Source organism: Pseudomonas sp. 273, from assembly GCF_029201425.1.
GTDB classification, from domain to species: Bacteria; Pseudomonadota; Gammaproteobacteria; order Pseudomonadales; family Pseudomonadaceae; genus Pseudomonas; species Pseudomonas delhiensis.
In genome coordinates this window covers 3,700,802-3,715,009 of record NZ_CP116775.1, presented here as the reverse complement: position 1 = coordinate 3,715,009, position 14,208 = coordinate 3,700,802, and the positions used below count along the sequence as shown (strand labels likewise).

Sequence of the window (14,208 nt, the reverse complement as noted above, 5' to 3'; positions counted from 1 at the left end):
CCATGTCCGACGCTCATCGCTCCACGCCGCACCCGCAGGTCAACTGCCAGGCGTGCTCGCTGAGCCGTCTGTGCCTGCCGGCCAGCCTCAGCGACGGCGAAGTCGAGGAGCTGGACCGCATCGTCCGGCGCAGCCGCCCGCTGCAGAAGGGCGAGTACCTGTTCCGCGCCGACGAGCCGATGCAGCACGTGTTCGCCGTGCGTTCCGGGGCGCTGAAGAGCTACCTGCTCGACGCCAACGGCGGCGAACAGGTGACCGGCTTCGTGCTGCCCGGCGAGATGCTGGGGCTGGATGCCATCGGCTCGCCGCGTTTTCCGGGCTATGCGGTGGCGCTGGAGGTTTCCCTGGTGTGCAGCATCGGCCTGGAACAGCTGGAGGACCTTTCCGGGCGCATCCCCGGCCTGCGCCACCAACTGCTGCATATCCTCAGCCAGAGCATCCAGGGCGAGCACGCGCACATCCGCTGCAGCCGCGAGCGCGCCGAACAGCGCCTGGCCGGCTTCCTCCTCGGCCTGTCGGCCCGCTACCACCAGCGCGGCCTGTCGCAGGAGCGCTTCACCCTGCCGATGAGCCGCGGCGACATCGGCAACTACCTGGACCTCACCATGGAGACGGTCAGCCGGCTGTTCACCCGTTTCGTCCAGACCGGCCTGATCGAATGCCACGGCCGCGAGGTGCGCCTGCTGGATCGCCAGGGCCTGTGCCGGATGAGCGGCCTGGAAACGCAGCAGGAACGCGCATCGCGCTGACCGGGCCGTTCATCCGCTGGCCGGGGCGCGGGGGCCGGGGGCGGCGCCAATCTGATCGAGATCAAGGTGAGGCCGTTGCGCCGCGCCCATGGTGCAAGGCAAGCGAATGTCCGCTTGCCCGCAGAGGAGACGCACCATGGCCATCGGCGAATACTGCAACCGCGACGTCGTCATCGCGGCGCCCACCGTATCCATCCTGACCGCCGCCCAGTTGATGAGCCAGTACCACGTCGGCGACCTGGTGCTCGCCGAGCAGGTCGAGCGCGAGCGCTACCGGCCCGTGGGCATCATCACCGACCGCGACATCGTGCTGGAGGTCGTCGCCAACAACGAACCGGAGCCGGGCAGCATCCAGGCCGGCGACATCCAGTTGCGCAACCTGATCACCGTGAAGGAAAGCGACGACCTGTTCGATGTCATCACCCGCATGCGCCAGGCCGGCGTACGGCGGATGCCGGTGGTCGACGACGAGGGGATGCTGGTGGGGATCGTCTCGGCGGACGACCTGCTCGGCGTGCTGGCCGACAACCTGCGCGACCTCTCGCGGCTGGTGGGGTTCCAGAACCTGCGCGAAGAGGGCGAGCGCGAAGAGGATTACTAGGCCCTCCCGGGCCAGGTGGCTGCCATGAGTGACGCAAGACTTCCCTTCGTCGACCGCGCCGATGCCGGCCGGGCCCTGGCGCGGCTGCTGCAGGCCCGCCGGGGCGACCCCGGGGTGATAGTGCTGGCCCTGCCGCGTGGTGGGGTGCCAGTCGGCTATGAGGTGGCCAATGAACTGGATGTGGCCCTGGACCTGCTGATCGTGCGCAAGCTCGGCGTGCCTTCGTACCCGGAACTGGCCATGGGCGCCATCGCCAGCGGCGGCGTGCGGGTGCTGAATGAGGACGTGCTGCGGACATATGGCGTCGACGCGCGTGCCCTGGAGGCGGTGGAGCACCGGGAAAGCGCCGAGCTGCACAGGCGCGAGCGCGCCTACCGCGGGCAGCGGCCCGTGCCGCAACTGCGTGGCCGGCAGGTGATATTGGTCGACGACGGCCTGGCCACGGGCGCCACCATGCTGTCCGCCGTGCGGGCGGTACGCCGCCAGGCGCCCGCGGGCATAGTCGTCGCCGTTCCCGTGGCGCCGGCGGAGGTGCTGGCGGAGCTGCGCGAGGAGGTCGACGAGGTGGTCTGCCCGTTCACCCCGGAGCCGTTCAGCGCCATCGGCCGCTGGTACCTGGACTTCTCCCAGACCAGCGACGCCGAGGTGGTGGACCTGCTGCAGCGGGCCTGGCAGCGGGAGGCGGGCGGAGCCTAGCGTCCGTCAGGTGCGGCGCCGGCCATGGCGGAGCACGTCGATGCGCAGCTCCGCCTCGTAGGGCGGCACGTTGCATTCGACGATGTCGTCCGGCGCCACCTGCAGATGCACCCCCACCACGTCGGCATGCACCGGCTGGCGGCTCACGCAGCGGTCGACCAGCACGGCGGCCAGGACGTGGCGCGCGCCGAGTTGCGCAAGGTACGCGCAGGCGCGCAGCAGCGAGTGCCCCTCGTAGAGCACGTCGTCCACGACCAGCAGCGTGGTGCGGCCGAGGTCCATGCCGGCCAGTTGCGGGTTTTCCGTGAGCGCCGTCTCCGGGTGCAGCAGGCTCAGGTCGTCGGCGTAGCGTTTCACCTTCAGGGCGTGGACGGGCAGCGGTGCGTGCCCGCAGTGCTGCACCAGGTGTTCCTGCAGCCGCCGCGCCAGGGGTTCGCCACGCCGCAGGATGCCGACCAGGGCGCTGTCGCCCGGGGGCAGCAGCGGGGCGGCCCTGCGCGCCATTTCCAGGAGCACCGCATCCAGCTCCCGGGCGTCGTACAGGGTCAGGCGTTGCGCATCGTTCGGGTTCGCCATGGGGCCTCCGGGCAATAGTGGGGCAGGGCCCATGGGCTGGGGCTGCCATGGCATCCACCATCCCGCGTCGGACGATGGACGAATTTGATCCAACGCAAATCCTGCGCCTGCCGGGCGCCGGAAACTCGTTGCTGGCGCTTCCATCGAGCCGGAAGCGGTTGCCCCTGCCTTCCGGCGCGCGGCCGGACAATCACGAGGTGCGATATGAGTCAGCTACGCAAGCTCCTGTTCGTGACCCATCCCGAGCAACATCATTCTCCCGGCCTGCAGCGCGCGCTCGCCCTGGCATCGGCCTGCGACGCGGCCCTTCACGTGCTCGTCTACGTGGAGCCCTTCGCGACCTTCCTGCTGGACCGCAAGGTCATGGAGCAGGCACGCGAAAGCATGCTGCAGGCCCAGCGCCAAGCCTGGGAAAGCGAATGCGCGGCCCAGCGGGGGCGTGGGCTGGAGGTCACGGCCTCGGTCGTGGCAGCGGGCAACCTGCGCGAGGAGATGCTCCAGGACATCCGTGAGATGCAGCCGGACATGGTGATCAAGGACGTGCGGCACGAGCCGGCGCTCAAGCGTTCCTTCGTCACCCCCCTGGACTGGCATCTGCTGCGGGAGTGCCCGGCGCCGCTGCTGCTGGTCAACGACATCCGCCAGCCCCTGCCGCGCCGGATAGTCGCGGCGGTCGACCCGTCCGACCCGCAGACCCAGCTCAGCGACATCAACGACAGGGTCATCTCGGCCGCCAATGGCCTGGCCCTGCAATGCAACGCGGAGCTGCACCTGCTGTTCATCTACGACTGCATGCCGGCCTACATGGCCAATGGCGGCGAGGGCGGCGTGGCCTGGGTCGACCTGGTCGAAGAGATGCGCGGCGCGCTGCACAAGCCCTTCCTCGCCCTGGCGGACCAGTACGGCGTCCCCGAGGAGCGCCGCCACTTCCTGATGGGCACGGCGGTGCGCGGCATCGCGAACTTCGTCGAGCAGAACGCCATCGACGTGACCGTGATGGGCCGCATCCACCGCCGGGCCGTGGACCGGCTGATCGGCAGCACCACCGAACACCTGATCGAGCACGTCGAGGGCAGCGTGCTGGCCGTGCGCCCGGGCGAATGATCCCGCGCCGAACCTGCCGGCCAACCCATCGTTCACTGGAGAGGCAGCATGAACAGAATCGCACTGACAGTGGCCACGGTCCTGCTGGCAAGCATGCCCTTGGCATCGGTCTTGGGGGCCCAGGCCGCCGCCGGCAACAGCCAGGGCCCGGCCGCGCAACCTACGGAAAAGTCGCCGGATGGCAGCGGGTTCGACGAGCAGTTGGACAAGATCCGGCAACAGATGAACGCCATGCAGGAACAGATGCAGAAGATCCAGCGAACCCAGGACCCGCAGCAAAGGCAGCAGTTGCTGGACGAGCATTGGCGCAACATGCGCGACACCATGGCGGCGATGCACGACCTGTGGGGTGGCATGCCCCATGGGGGCATGGGCGGTGGGGCGATGGGCATGGGCCCGGGCATGATGGGCGGCAACGGCGGCTGGAAGCACATGCGTGGGTACTACGCGCACCTCACGCCCGAGCAGATGCGCCACCACCAGTACCGGATGGACCAGTACCTGGAGATGCAGCAGCAGATGATGGACCAGATGATGTGGCAGCAGCATTTCCGCAGCGGCGTGCCGGCGCAGAAGCCCTAGCCGGCCTCGGTCATCCGCCAGGGGGCCTGAATGCGCCGGCATGGAAAGGCGCGGCGTACCTTCGACAGTTTCACGCAGCAGGTGAGCGAAGATGGACAAGTACCAGCAAAGCCACAAAGACAAGCTGTTCAAGCCGGACCGGCCCGATGCCTATGCCGAGGCCCATCGCCCCCGCGGCCTCGCGCAATGCCCACGCTGCGGCGCCAAGTACCATGCGGGGCAGTGGACCTGGCACCTCGACCTGCCTGCGCAGTCGGTCGAGGCTTTCGTCTGCCCGGCATGCCGCCGCGTGGACGACCAGGCCCCGGCGGGGCAGGTGCGGGTATCCGGCAACTTCCTGAAGGCCCATGAAGACGAGATCATCCGCCTTATGCGCAACGAAGAGGAGCGGGCGAAGCACGACCACGCCCTCGAGCGGTTGATCACCATCGTCAGGGACGGCGAGGAACTGCTGGCCACCACCACCGGCACTCACCTGGTCAACCGCATCGGGCATGCCCTGGAAGCCGCCTACGATGGGCAAAGCAGCTATCGCCACAGTGATAGCGAGTACTACCTGAGCGTCGACTGGCACCGGGATTGACTGCCGACCGCCCTGAGATAATCGTCCTTGCCCGTTGCGGACCAGTCGATCGCGAACCCGGAGCGGTAGCAGAGCTCCATGAAGGTGCGGAACGAGTTCGTTCCGATCCTGGCCAGCCCACGGATAGAAACCGCCAAACAGGATCTTGTGAACCTCGAGGACGGCCCGGTAATCGAGTGGCTTCTTCTGGGCCAGGTACGAAAAGGCCTCGTCGATACTCAGCTCGAAGATGAAGTGCTCGGACTCCTTGACTTCGACTGGGTCCTTGAGGCCTTGAAGATTCCGCAGATAGCCGGCGGTTTCGAAATCGCCGAAAGGGTCGAAACTCATGCACTGAGTTTCTTTTTCGAGCCCCTCTTTTCCTGGAGGTACCGCCCCTGGAGGGCAAGCGTTTCCGTCTTGCTCAGAATGCCTTTCTTCTTCAGGTTGACGAGCAACTGCTCAACGCTGTCCAGTTCGACCACGTCGCCGGCCAGACGGGTGATGGTCATCGCCATGCGGCTCATTTCGTCGCGCTCTGCGGTGACCTCGTGAGCCTTGGCAAGCTTGCGGACCTGGCTGGCGACACTGGTGGCGGCTTTGCTCATAAACCCTCCATTCATTTTCGCAACATAGCATCAAAGCCTGCCCGGCCCGCGCCGGTGCTGTCGATCAGCGTGAGGCCAGGAGAATCTGGGGGCACCTATGGCCGCCAACGCCAGGGCGGGGTAAAAGGAGCGGTCGCCCGCTGCCGGAGCCCCCACCTTGAAACGCGCAAGCCCATTGCTGATCGCCACGCTCCTGGCCGCTGCCGGCCAGGCGGGGGCCATGGACGGAAAAGGCAACTCGTCCGACCACTTCACCGTCGCCACCAGCCTGGGCACCGCGGCGGCCAGCGAGTCCTCCAGCCAGCCGCTGCGGACCTACCGGGCCGCCCGCGACGACGCGCTGGCCTACGTCGCCTCCGCCGGGCGCATCCATGGCGCGCAACTGGAGCAGGCGCTGCGCCTCTACCGGCAGGCGCATCCGCGCTCAGGATTGAGCGACATGCAGCTGGCCCTGGCCATCGCCAGCCCGGGCTGAGCCCGGTGCCGGGGCAGGGCGTTGACGCGCATTGTGGAAACCTGTCGCGTTGAAATAAAATGAGACGCTTTCTCATTTTCACCCTTTCGGCGGTCCCGCCAAGGATGCCCGCGCATGTTTCCCGCTTCGTCCCACGCTTCGCCGGCAGCCGCGCTGGAGCGCCTCTACGGCGACCATCACGGCTGGCTGTTCGGCTGGTTGCGCCAGCGCCTGGGCAATGCCCCGGATGCGGCGGACATCGCCCATGACACCTACCTGCGCATCCTCACCTCCGGGCGCACGCCGCCGCCGGACGATTCGCGGCGCTACCTGGTGCAGGTGGCCAAGGGCCTGGTCATCGACCTGTGGCGCCGCCAGGACGTGGAGCGCGCCTACCGCGAGGCCATCGCGCACCTGCCCGAGGCGCAGGTGCCGGCGCCGGAAACCCACTGGCTGATCGTCGAGTCGCTGCTGCGCATCGACGCGATGCTGGACGGGCTGCCGCGCCAGACGCGGGAGGTGTTCCTGCTGGCGCAGTTCCACGAACTCACCCTGCAGCAGATCGCCGAGCGCACCGGCATGGCGCTGATCACCGTGCGCCGGCACATCCACAAGGCGCTGGTGGCCTGCATGGCGGCCTGCGACCCATGAGCCGCGGGGATGCCCGGGCCGCGCCCGCGGCCAGGCTGCTGGAAGAGGCGGCCGAGTGGATCATGACGCTGCGCTTCGACGCCCCCGGCGAGGCGCAGTGGCAAGCCTTCGAGCGTTGGCGCGGGCAGAGCGACGCGCACCGCGAGGCCTGGGCGCGCGCCGAGCGGGTGTTCGGCACCTTCGACGCGGTGCCCACGGAACTGGGCCGCCAGGCGCTGCATGGCCTGGAGGGGCTCAAGGGCCTGAGCCGGCGCCGCGCGCTGCGCCTGCTGAGCGCGCTGCTGATGGCCGCGCCGGCCGGCTGGCTGGTGGCGCGCAGCGCCCCCTGGGACGGCTGGCTGGCCGATGCCAGCACCGGCACCGGCGAACGCAGGGCGCTGACGCTGGCCGATGGCAGCCAGGTGGTGCTCAACACGGCATCGGGGCTGGACGTTCGCTTCGACGCCACGGCGCGCCGCCTGCGCCTGCGCAATGGCGAGGTGCTGGTGACCACCCACGCCGACCCGGTGGCGCCGCGCCGGCCGTTCCTGGTCGATGCCCGGCAGGGCGTGGTCGAGGCGCTGGGCACGCGTTTCAGCGTGCGCCAGCTGGGCGAGCAGTGCCAGGTGGCGGTGTTCGAGCACCAGGTGGAGATTCGCCCGCATGCCGGCGCCGTGCTGCGCCTGGCCGCCGGCCAGCAGGCCTGGTTCGACGCCCGCGGCGTGCTGCGCACCGTGGCGGTGGACGACAGCGCCGCGCTCTGGGAGCAGGGCATGCTGGTGGCCCGCGACCAGCCGCTGGCGGAGGTGCTGGCGGAGCTGGGGCGCTATCGCCACGGCCTGCTGCGTTGCGACCCGGAGGTGGCCGGGTTGCGTGTCTCCGGCGCGCTGTCGGTGGCGGACACCGACCAGGCGCTGAACGCCCTGGAGCTGACGCTGCCGGTGCGGGTGTCGCGCCTGAGCCGCTACTGGGTGACGGTTTCCGCCCGCTAGCGAAAAAAATTTCACGTCCCCTGAGCACTTTTTCCGTCTCGTCCGGGAAAGAGGCTGAACACGCCTCGTGGGGAGGGGTGGGCAGCCCGCGCGACGCGCGGCTTGAAGGATGGCAATGAGCATGGCTTCGAAGCACCGACGGCATTCCGGCACTGGCCGAATCACCCACCTGGCCCTGGCGGCGGCGATCCATGGCGTGGCCCTGGGTTGCGCCGGCCTGGCCCTGGCCCCATCCGTGGCCATGGCCGCCGAGGACGCGCGCGACTACGCCATCGGCGCCGGCGCCCTGAGCGACGTGCTGGCCCGTTTCGCCGCGCGCGCCGGGGTGCAACTGGTGTTCGACCCGGCGAAGCTGGCCGGGCGCAGCAGCCCGGGCCTGAAGGGCCGCTACACGGTCGACGAAGGCTTCCAGCGCCTGCTGCGCGGCAGCGGCCTGCAACCGGTGCAGCGCGGCGCGGGCATCTACGCGCTGGAGGATTCCGGCACCGCGCTGCAGATGCCGGCCGAAACCGTGCTCGGCAAGGGCCGTGATGCCCTGGCCATGCCCGAGACGGTGATCCAGGCGAGTGCCGGCGCTGCCGGCACCCCGGGCGGCTACCAGCAACTGAGCGACAGCAGCACCACGCGCCTGGGCCTGACGCCGCGGGAAACGCCCCAGGGCGTCACCACGCTGTCGCGCCAGCAACTGGACGACTTCAACATGAACAGCGTGAAGGACGCGCTGCGCAGCGCGCCCTCGGTGACGGTCGAGCAGTACGAGACCGACCGCACCAACTTCACCTCCCGCGGCTTCGACATCAACAACTTCGAGTACGACGGCATCGGCTCGCCGTTCAGCGCCGGCCTGCTCAGCGGCGACCTGGACCTGGCCGAGTACGAGCAGGTGGACATTCTCCATGGCGCCAACGGCCTGATGAGCGGTACCGGCAACCCCTCGGCCACCGTCAACTTCATCCGCAAGCGCCCGACCTACACCCCGCAGGCCCAGGTGAAGCTGTCGGTGGGCTCCTGGGGCACCCGCCGCGTCGACCTCGACGCCGCCGGCCCGCTCACCGACTCGGGCACCGTGCGCGGCCGCTTCATCTACGCCAACGAGACCGGCAATTCCTACCTGGACCGCTACTCCCACGAGAAGAACGTGCTCAGCGGCATGCTGGCCTTCGACCTCTCGGCGGCGGACACCCTCACCGTCGGCTTCTCGGACAACAAGAGCAATTCCAACGGCAGCAGCTGGGGCGCGCTGCCGCTGACCGACTACGCCGGCAACCTGATCCACTACAGCCGCCGCGGCGCCAACATCGGCCAGGACTGGACCTACTGGGACGTGCACACCCAGCGCGCCTTCGTCGAGCTGGCCCACGACTTCGGCGCCGGCTGGAAGGGCAAGCTCAACGTCACCGGCGTGGACCAGAGCCAGCAGGCGAACATGTACTACCTGATGGCCAACGACGCCGACACGCCCTGGCTGGCCGACCCCAGCCACAGCCACTCCGGCGAGAAGCAGCTGCTGGGCGAGGCCCAGCTGAGCGGCCCGTTCAGCCTCGGCGGGCGCCAGCACGACCTGACACTGGGCGTGGATTACGGCCGCTCGCGGCACAGCGACCGTGGCTATTACAACAATGAAGACGAGTTCATGGACGCCGACCTGGGCCAGACCCTGGGCGGCGCCGTACCCAGGCCGAGCCTGACCTACACCAACGACACCATCGAGATGGCGCGCTTCACCGACCGGCAGAAGAGCGTCTACGCCGGCACCCGCCTGAACCTCACCGACCGGCTGCACTGGATCCTCGGCGCGCGCATGCTCAGCGTCGACAGCGACGGCACCGACTACGGCAGCGCCCGCGACGTGCGCATCCATGGCGAGGTGACGCCCTACACCGGCGTGGTCTACGACCTGAACGAGCAGTACTCGCTGTACGCCAGCTACACCAAGATCTTCAACCCGCAGTACGTGATGGACGCCCAGGGCAAGGTGCTCGACCCGCTGGAAGGCAAGAGCTACGAGGCCGGCATCAAGGGCAGCCTGCTCGACGATCAGTTGAGCGTGTCGGCTGCGCTGTTCAAGACCGACCAGCGCAACGTCGCCGAAGCCACCGACCAGAGCCTACCCGGCGGCGAGACCATCTACAACGGCGAGGACTTCAAGAGCCATGGCGTGGAACTGGAAGCCAGCGGCCAACTGGCCCCCGGCCTGCAACTGCAGGGCGGCTACACCTACGTGCACATCGAGGACCCGGACGGCCACAAGGCGCGCCAGTACGTGCCCAGCCACAGCCTGCGCAGCAGCCTGACCTACCAGCTGCCGGGCCTGCCCCGGGCCAAGCTCGGCACCCGCGTGGCCTGGCAGAGCGCCATCCAGCTCGACGACGACAGCCGCGTGCGGCAAAACGCCTACGCCCTGGTGGACCTGATGGCCAGCTACGACATCGACAAGCACTGGAGCACGTCGCTGAACCTGAACAACGTCACCGACCGCAAGTACCTGATGAGCCTGTACAGCGGGGGTTCCGGCTTCTACGGCCCGTCGCGCAACGTGACGGCTTCGCTGAGCTACAACTTCTGAGGAGCCGTAGGGCCAGGTACCTCACGAAAACCTGTAGGAGCGGGCCCTGCCCGCGAAATCGCGCGCAGGGCGCGCTCCTACATGGGCACGGAGTGGTGGGGCAGCGTAGGAGCGGATCTCATCCGCGAATCGCGCCTGAACCTCCGGCCATCGCGGACAAGGTCCGCTCCTACGGGGGATGCCGTGCGTCATGGCGGACCCTGCCCGCGAAATCGCGCGCAGGGCGCGCTCCTACATGGGCACGGTGTGGTGGGGCAGCGTAGGAGCGGATCTCATCCGCGAATCGCACCTGAACCTCCGGCTATCGCGGACAAGGTCCGCTCCTGCGGGGGATGCTGTGCGTCATGGCGGATTGTAGGAGCAACTGTCTTGCAGCCTGCGCCGAGATGCTCTTCGTAGGAGCGAGCTTGCTCGCGAACAAACGCGGTGCCATGCGGTTCGCGAGCAAGCTCGCTCCTACGAAAAGCGCTGCCAACCGGTGATGTTGTAGGGCCCTGCCCGCGAAATCGCGCGCAGGGCGCGCTCCTACATGGGCACGGTGTGGTGGGGCAGTGTAGGAGCGGATCTTATCCGCGAATCGAGCCTGAACCTCCGGCTATCGCGGACAAGGTCCGCTCCTACGGGGGATGCCATGCGTCATGGCGGATTGTAGGAGCAACTGTCTTGCAGCCTGCGCCGAGATGCTCTTCGTAGGAGCGAGCTTGCTCGCGAACAAACGCGGTGCCATGCGGTTCGCGAGCAAGCTCGCTCCTACGAAAAGCGCTGCCAACCGGTGATGTTGTAGGGCCCTGCCCGCGAAATCGCGCGCAGGGCGCGCTCCTACATGGGCACGGAGTGGTGGGGCAGCGTAGGAGCGGATCTTATCCGCGAATCGCGCCTGAACCTCCGGCTATCGCGGACAAGGTCCGCTCCGGGTGGGAATGTCACGCCTCAGGGTAACTGTAGGAGCGGACTCCGTCCGCGATGGCCTCCGGCCGCATGAGCCATTGGGCATCCTGGCGCTGTATCCCAATGTATCCAGCCAGCCCCTGCACGAGGCAGGCATACAAACCCGGCCACCCTCCGATACGTCGCCGATACATGGCGCGGGCCAAATGGCCACACCCGGACGAGAGACCCGGCGGGCTTCGAAAGCCGGCCCCCCGCTCGTCCGGGTTCGACCAGAACCCAGACCCGCGCGCCAAGCGCCCAGCATCGGAGAAACACCCATGTCCCGTAACCCGATCCAGACCAAGACCCGCCTCGGCCTGCTCGCCATCGCCCTGGTGGGCGGCGCCAACCTGGCCACCTCGGCCTTCGCCGTCGAGGCGCTGCCCCAGGGCTACCAGCTCGCCGCCGCCGAAAAGGCCGGGGAGGGCAAGTGTGGCGAAGGCAAGTGCGGCGCCAGCAAGGCCAAGGCGACCCAGGCCGAAGGCAAGTGCGGGGAGGGCAAGTGCGGCGACGCCTCCTTCTCGCGTACCGACAGCGACCACGACGGCAAGGTTTCGCGCGACGAGTTCCTGGCCGTGGCCAGGGACCGCGCTGGCGACTTCGACAGGATCGACGCCGACCACGACGGCTTCATCTCCGAGGCCGAGGCCTACCAGCACCTGAAGAGCGTCTTCGAGGCCCATGGCAAGCCGATGCCGGCCGGCCTGTTCGCCAGGTTCCAGGGCGACCGCCACTGAGTCATCCGCCAACCCGGCCCTCCCTGCGGGGAGGGCATTCCTCCCCCGTGGAGCCTTGCCATGAATGCCCATTCCCTACCGCGCGGGGCCGGCCTCGGCCTGCGCCGCGCGCTGCTGCCCGAGCTGCTGGCGATGCCCGCCGAAGCCGTGGACTTCCTCGAATGCGCGCCGGACAACTGGATCGGCGTCGGCGGTGCCTATGGCGATGGCCTGGCGCAGCTCGCCGAGCGCTTCCCGCTGGCCTGCCACGGCCTGTCGCTGTCCCTCGGCGGCCCCGGGCCGCTGGACCTCGAGCTGCTGCGGCGCACCCGGCAGTTCCTCGACCGCCACCGCGTCGGCCTGTTCAGCGAGCACCTGAGCTACTGCGCCGACGACGGCCAGCTCTACGATCTGCTGCCGCTGCCCTTCACCGACGAGGCGGTGCACCACGTCGCCGCGCGCATCCGCCAGGCCCAGGACGTGCTGGGGCGGCGCATCGCGGTGGAGAACATTTCCTACTACGCCGCGCCCTACCAGGCGCTGAGCGAGATAGATTTCCTCCGGGCCGTGCTGGCGGAAGCCGACTGCGACCTGCTGCTGGACGTCAACAACCTGGTGGTCAATGCCTGCAACCACGGCTACGACGCCGCTGCCTTCCTGGCCCGGGTGCCCGCCGAGCGGGTGGCCTGCATCCACGTGGCGGGGCACTACGACGAGGCGCCGGACCTGAAGGTCGATACCCACGGCGCTAGCGTGCAACAACCGGTCTGGCACCTGCTGGCGCAGGCCTATGCCCGCTGCGGCGTGGTGCCGACGCTGCTGGAACGCGACTTCAACTTCCCGCCGCTGGCCGAGCTGCTGGCGGAAGTGGACTGCATCCGCACCCTGCAGCAGGCCGCCGCGCCGCGGGAGGTGAGCCATGGCTGAGACCTTGCGCGAGCAGCAACTGCAACTGGCCCGGCACATCCGCGACCCGCAGCGCAACGCGCCGCCGCCAGGCATCGAGGCACGGCGCCTGGCGGTGTATCGCCAACTGTTCCTGGGCAATGTGCAGTCGTTGCTGGCCGGCAGCTTCCCGGTGCTGCGCGCCAGCCTGGCCGACAACCAGTGGAGTGCCCTGACGGAGCGCTTCTACGCTGACTACCGTTGCCAGACGCCGCTGTTCACCGAGCTGGCCGGCGAGTTCGTCGCCTTCCTCGAACAGCGCGGGACCGACGCGCCGGCCTGGGCCGTCGAACTGGCGCACTACGAGTGGGTGGAGACCGCCCTGTCGCTCAGCGACAGCCGGGAGCCGGCCCACGACCCGCAGGGCGACCTGCTGGAGGGCGTGCCGCTGCTGTCGTCCCTGGCCTGGCCACTGGCCTACGCCTGGCCGGTGAGCGACCTGGGCCCCGGCCACCTGCCCGGGCAGCCGCCAGAGCAGCCGACGCTGCTGCTGGCCCGCCGCGGCGACGACCAGCAGGTGCATTTCGCCCGCCTGGCGCCGCTGGCCCACGCGTTGCTGGAGTCCGTGCGCGACCGCCAGTTGAGCGGCCGGGAACACCTGCAGGCGCTGGCCGAGGCCATTGGCGCCGACCCCGAACCCATCCTGCGGCAGGGCCTGGCCCTGTTGCAGGCCCTCCACGCACAGGGCGTGGTGCTCGGCACGCGCAACCTGTGCGCCACCCACCGTCGACAGCATTCCTCAGCCCCCAGGGTGACACCGCGATGACCGACATACCGGACAGCACCATTCCGTGATGCAGTGAGGTGATGTTCGAGAAGCCCGCATGCCTGGCCAGGTGCGCGGGCTTTTTCGTTGAGGAAGCAGTGCACGATGGCGAACGGATGGGCAATCGGTGCGGGTGGGGCAGCGTAGGGCGAATAACCGTTCGCGGTTATCCGCCGCCGGCCGGAGCGCCGGTGTTCGGGGGCGATGGCGGATAACGCCGTAGGCGTTATGCGCCCTACGGGACCAATCGCGGACGGAGTCCGCTCCTACCATGCCGGTGGACATGGCTTCTCGTAGGAGCGAGCTTGCTCGCGAACACACTTCGCTGCGGGGCTCATTCGCGAGCAAGCTCGCTCCTACGAAGAGCACCCTGGCGCGGCCTGCAAGACAGTTGCTCCTACGCACGCGCCCAACGTGGGGCGGAGCGCCGGTGTTCGGGGCGATGACGGAGAGCGCCATACAGGTTGGCCTGGAGGATGGCGCCTGATCTCGACGCCGCTCAGGACGGCCCCCTCTCCCGCTTGCGGGAGAGGGTTGGGGAGAGGGACGGACTCAAGCCAAGGCAGCGGAGGGGCAGGCGATATCTGTTCGCGAGCAAGCTCGCTCCTACGTAATAAACAAGCCGAAGCACCGGTGTTCGGGGGCGACGGCGGATAACGCCGTAGGCGTTATGCGCCCTACGGGACCAAGCGCGGACGGAGTCCGCTCCTGCGCACGTGCCCAACGTGGGC

15 protein-coding genes and 1 pseudogene are annotated in these 14,208 nt (G+C 68.7%); 13 read left to right on the top strand and 3 right to left on the bottom strand.

Features of this window, described 5'->3' with window-relative positions; genetic code table 11:
* Nucleotides 1-2 precede the first annotated feature (2 nt).
* The 3 genes from fnr to PKO50_RS16945 all read left to right on the top strand — a co-directional run bounded on the left by fnr (nucleotide 3) and on the right by PKO50_RS16945 (nucleotide 2,046).
* Complete coding sequence (fnr, locus tag PKO50_RS16955; protein WP_275630398.1) at nucleotides 3-749, top strand: fumarate/nitrate reduction transcriptional regulator Fnr; 747 nt, start codon at nucleotides 3-5, stop codon at nucleotides 747-749.
* A gap of 136 nt (nucleotides 750-885) precedes the next feature.
* Nucleotides 886-1,350: a CBS domain-containing protein gene (locus tag PKO50_RS16950; RefSeq protein WP_109936961.1), complete on the top strand. Its 465-nt coding sequence runs from the start codon at nucleotides 886-888 to the stop codon at nucleotides 1,348-1,350.
* 24 nt (nucleotides 1,351-1,374) lie between these two features.
* Nucleotides 1,375-2,046 carry a phosphoribosyltransferase gene (locus PKO50_RS16945; protein WP_275630397.1) on the top strand — a complete coding sequence of 224 codons (672 nt, stop codon included), beginning with the start codon at nucleotides 1,375-1,377 and terminating at the stop codon, nucleotides 2,044-2,046.
* A 6-nt stretch (nucleotides 2,047-2,052) separates the two neighbouring features.
* On the opposite strand, the gene PKO50_RS16940 is transcribed toward PKO50_RS16945, so the two are convergent.
* Nucleotides 2,053-2,622, bottom strand: coding sequence for a phosphoribosyltransferase family protein (locus tag PKO50_RS16940; RefSeq protein WP_275630396.1), 570 nt, complete (start codon nucleotides 2,620-2,622; stop codon nucleotides 2,053-2,055).
* A gap of 204 nt (nucleotides 2,623-2,826) precedes the next feature.
* On the opposite strand from PKO50_RS16940, the gene PKO50_RS16935 reads away from it, so the two are divergent.
* The 3 genes from PKO50_RS16935 (at nucleotide 2,827) to PKO50_RS16925 (ending at nucleotide 4,891) form a co-directional block, all read left to right on the top strand.
* Nucleotides 2,827-3,726: a universal stress protein gene (locus tag PKO50_RS16935; protein ID WP_109936964.1), complete on the top strand. Its 900-nt coding sequence runs from the start codon at nucleotides 2,827-2,829 to the stop codon at nucleotides 3,724-3,726.
* A 48-nt stretch (nucleotides 3,727-3,774) separates the two neighbouring features.
* Nucleotides 3,775-4,308, top strand: a complete 534-nt coding sequence (locus PKO50_RS16930; RefSeq protein WP_275630395.1) for a hypothetical protein — start codon at nucleotides 3,775-3,777, stop codon at nucleotides 4,306-4,308.
* A gap of 91 nt (nucleotides 4,309-4,399) precedes the next feature.
* Entirely contained in the window at nucleotides 4,400-4,891 is a 492-nt protein-coding gene (locus PKO50_RS16925; protein WP_275630394.1) for a BCAM0308 family protein, read from the top strand.
* 5 nt (nucleotides 4,892-4,896) lie between these two features.
* Here PKO50_RS16925 and PKO50_RS16920 read toward each other — a convergent pair.
* Nucleotides 4,897-5,221 (bottom strand): annotated as a pseudogene (locus PKO50_RS16920) (hypothetical protein); the annotation flags it as partial.
* A complete protein-coding gene (locus PKO50_RS16915; protein ID WP_109936966.1) occupies nucleotides 5,218-5,478 on the bottom strand; it encodes a hypothetical protein in 261 nt (86 codons plus the stop codon). The gene PKO50_RS16915 and the pseudogene PKO50_RS16920, both read right to left, overlap by 4 nt.
* Nucleotides 5,479-5,635: 157 nt before the next feature.
* On the opposite strand from PKO50_RS16915, the gene PKO50_RS16910 reads away from it, so the two are divergent.
* The 7 genes from PKO50_RS16910 to PKO50_RS16880 all read left to right on the top strand — a co-directional run bounded on the left by PKO50_RS16910 (nucleotide 5,636) and on the right by PKO50_RS16880 (nucleotide 13,477).
* Nucleotides 5,636-5,953, top strand: coding sequence for a DUF2388 domain-containing protein (locus PKO50_RS16910; RefSeq protein WP_275630393.1), 318 nt, complete (start codon nucleotides 5,636-5,638; stop codon nucleotides 5,951-5,953).
* A 114-nt stretch (nucleotides 5,954-6,067) separates the two neighbouring features.
* Nucleotides 6,068-6,583: a sigma-70 family RNA polymerase sigma factor gene (locus PKO50_RS16905; RefSeq protein ID WP_109936968.1), complete on the top strand. Its 516-nt coding sequence runs from the start codon at nucleotides 6,068-6,070 to the stop codon at nucleotides 6,581-6,583.
* Nucleotides 6,580-7,554 (top strand): FecR domain-containing protein, encoded by a 975-nt coding sequence (locus PKO50_RS16900; protein WP_275630392.1) that lies wholly within the window; start codon nucleotides 6,580-6,582, stop codon nucleotides 7,552-7,554. Before PKO50_RS16905 ends, PKO50_RS16900 begins: the two co-directional genes overlap by 4 nt.
* A 121-nt stretch (nucleotides 7,555-7,675) precedes the next feature.
* A complete protein-coding gene (locus tag PKO50_RS16895; protein WP_275630391.1) occupies nucleotides 7,676-10,120 on the top strand; it encodes a TonB-dependent siderophore receptor in 2,445 nt (814 codons plus the stop codon).
* A 1,208-nt stretch (nucleotides 10,121-11,328) separates the two neighbouring features.
* Nucleotides 11,329-11,787, top strand: a complete 459-nt coding sequence (locus PKO50_RS16890; RefSeq protein ID WP_275630390.1) for a hypothetical protein — start codon at nucleotides 11,329-11,331, stop codon at nucleotides 11,785-11,787.
* 60 nt (nucleotides 11,788-11,847) lie between these two features.
* On the top strand, nucleotides 11,848-12,693 hold the full coding sequence (locus PKO50_RS16885; RefSeq protein ID WP_275630389.1) for a DUF692 domain-containing protein: 846 nt from the start codon (nucleotides 11,848-11,850) through the stop codon (nucleotides 12,691-12,693).
* Nucleotides 12,686-13,477, top strand: a complete 792-nt coding sequence (locus PKO50_RS16880; protein WP_275630388.1) for a putative DNA-binding domain-containing protein — start codon at nucleotides 12,686-12,688, stop codon at nucleotides 13,475-13,477. Before PKO50_RS16885 ends, PKO50_RS16880 begins: the two co-directional genes overlap by 8 nt.
* Nucleotides 13,478-14,208: the final 731 nt, after the last annotated feature.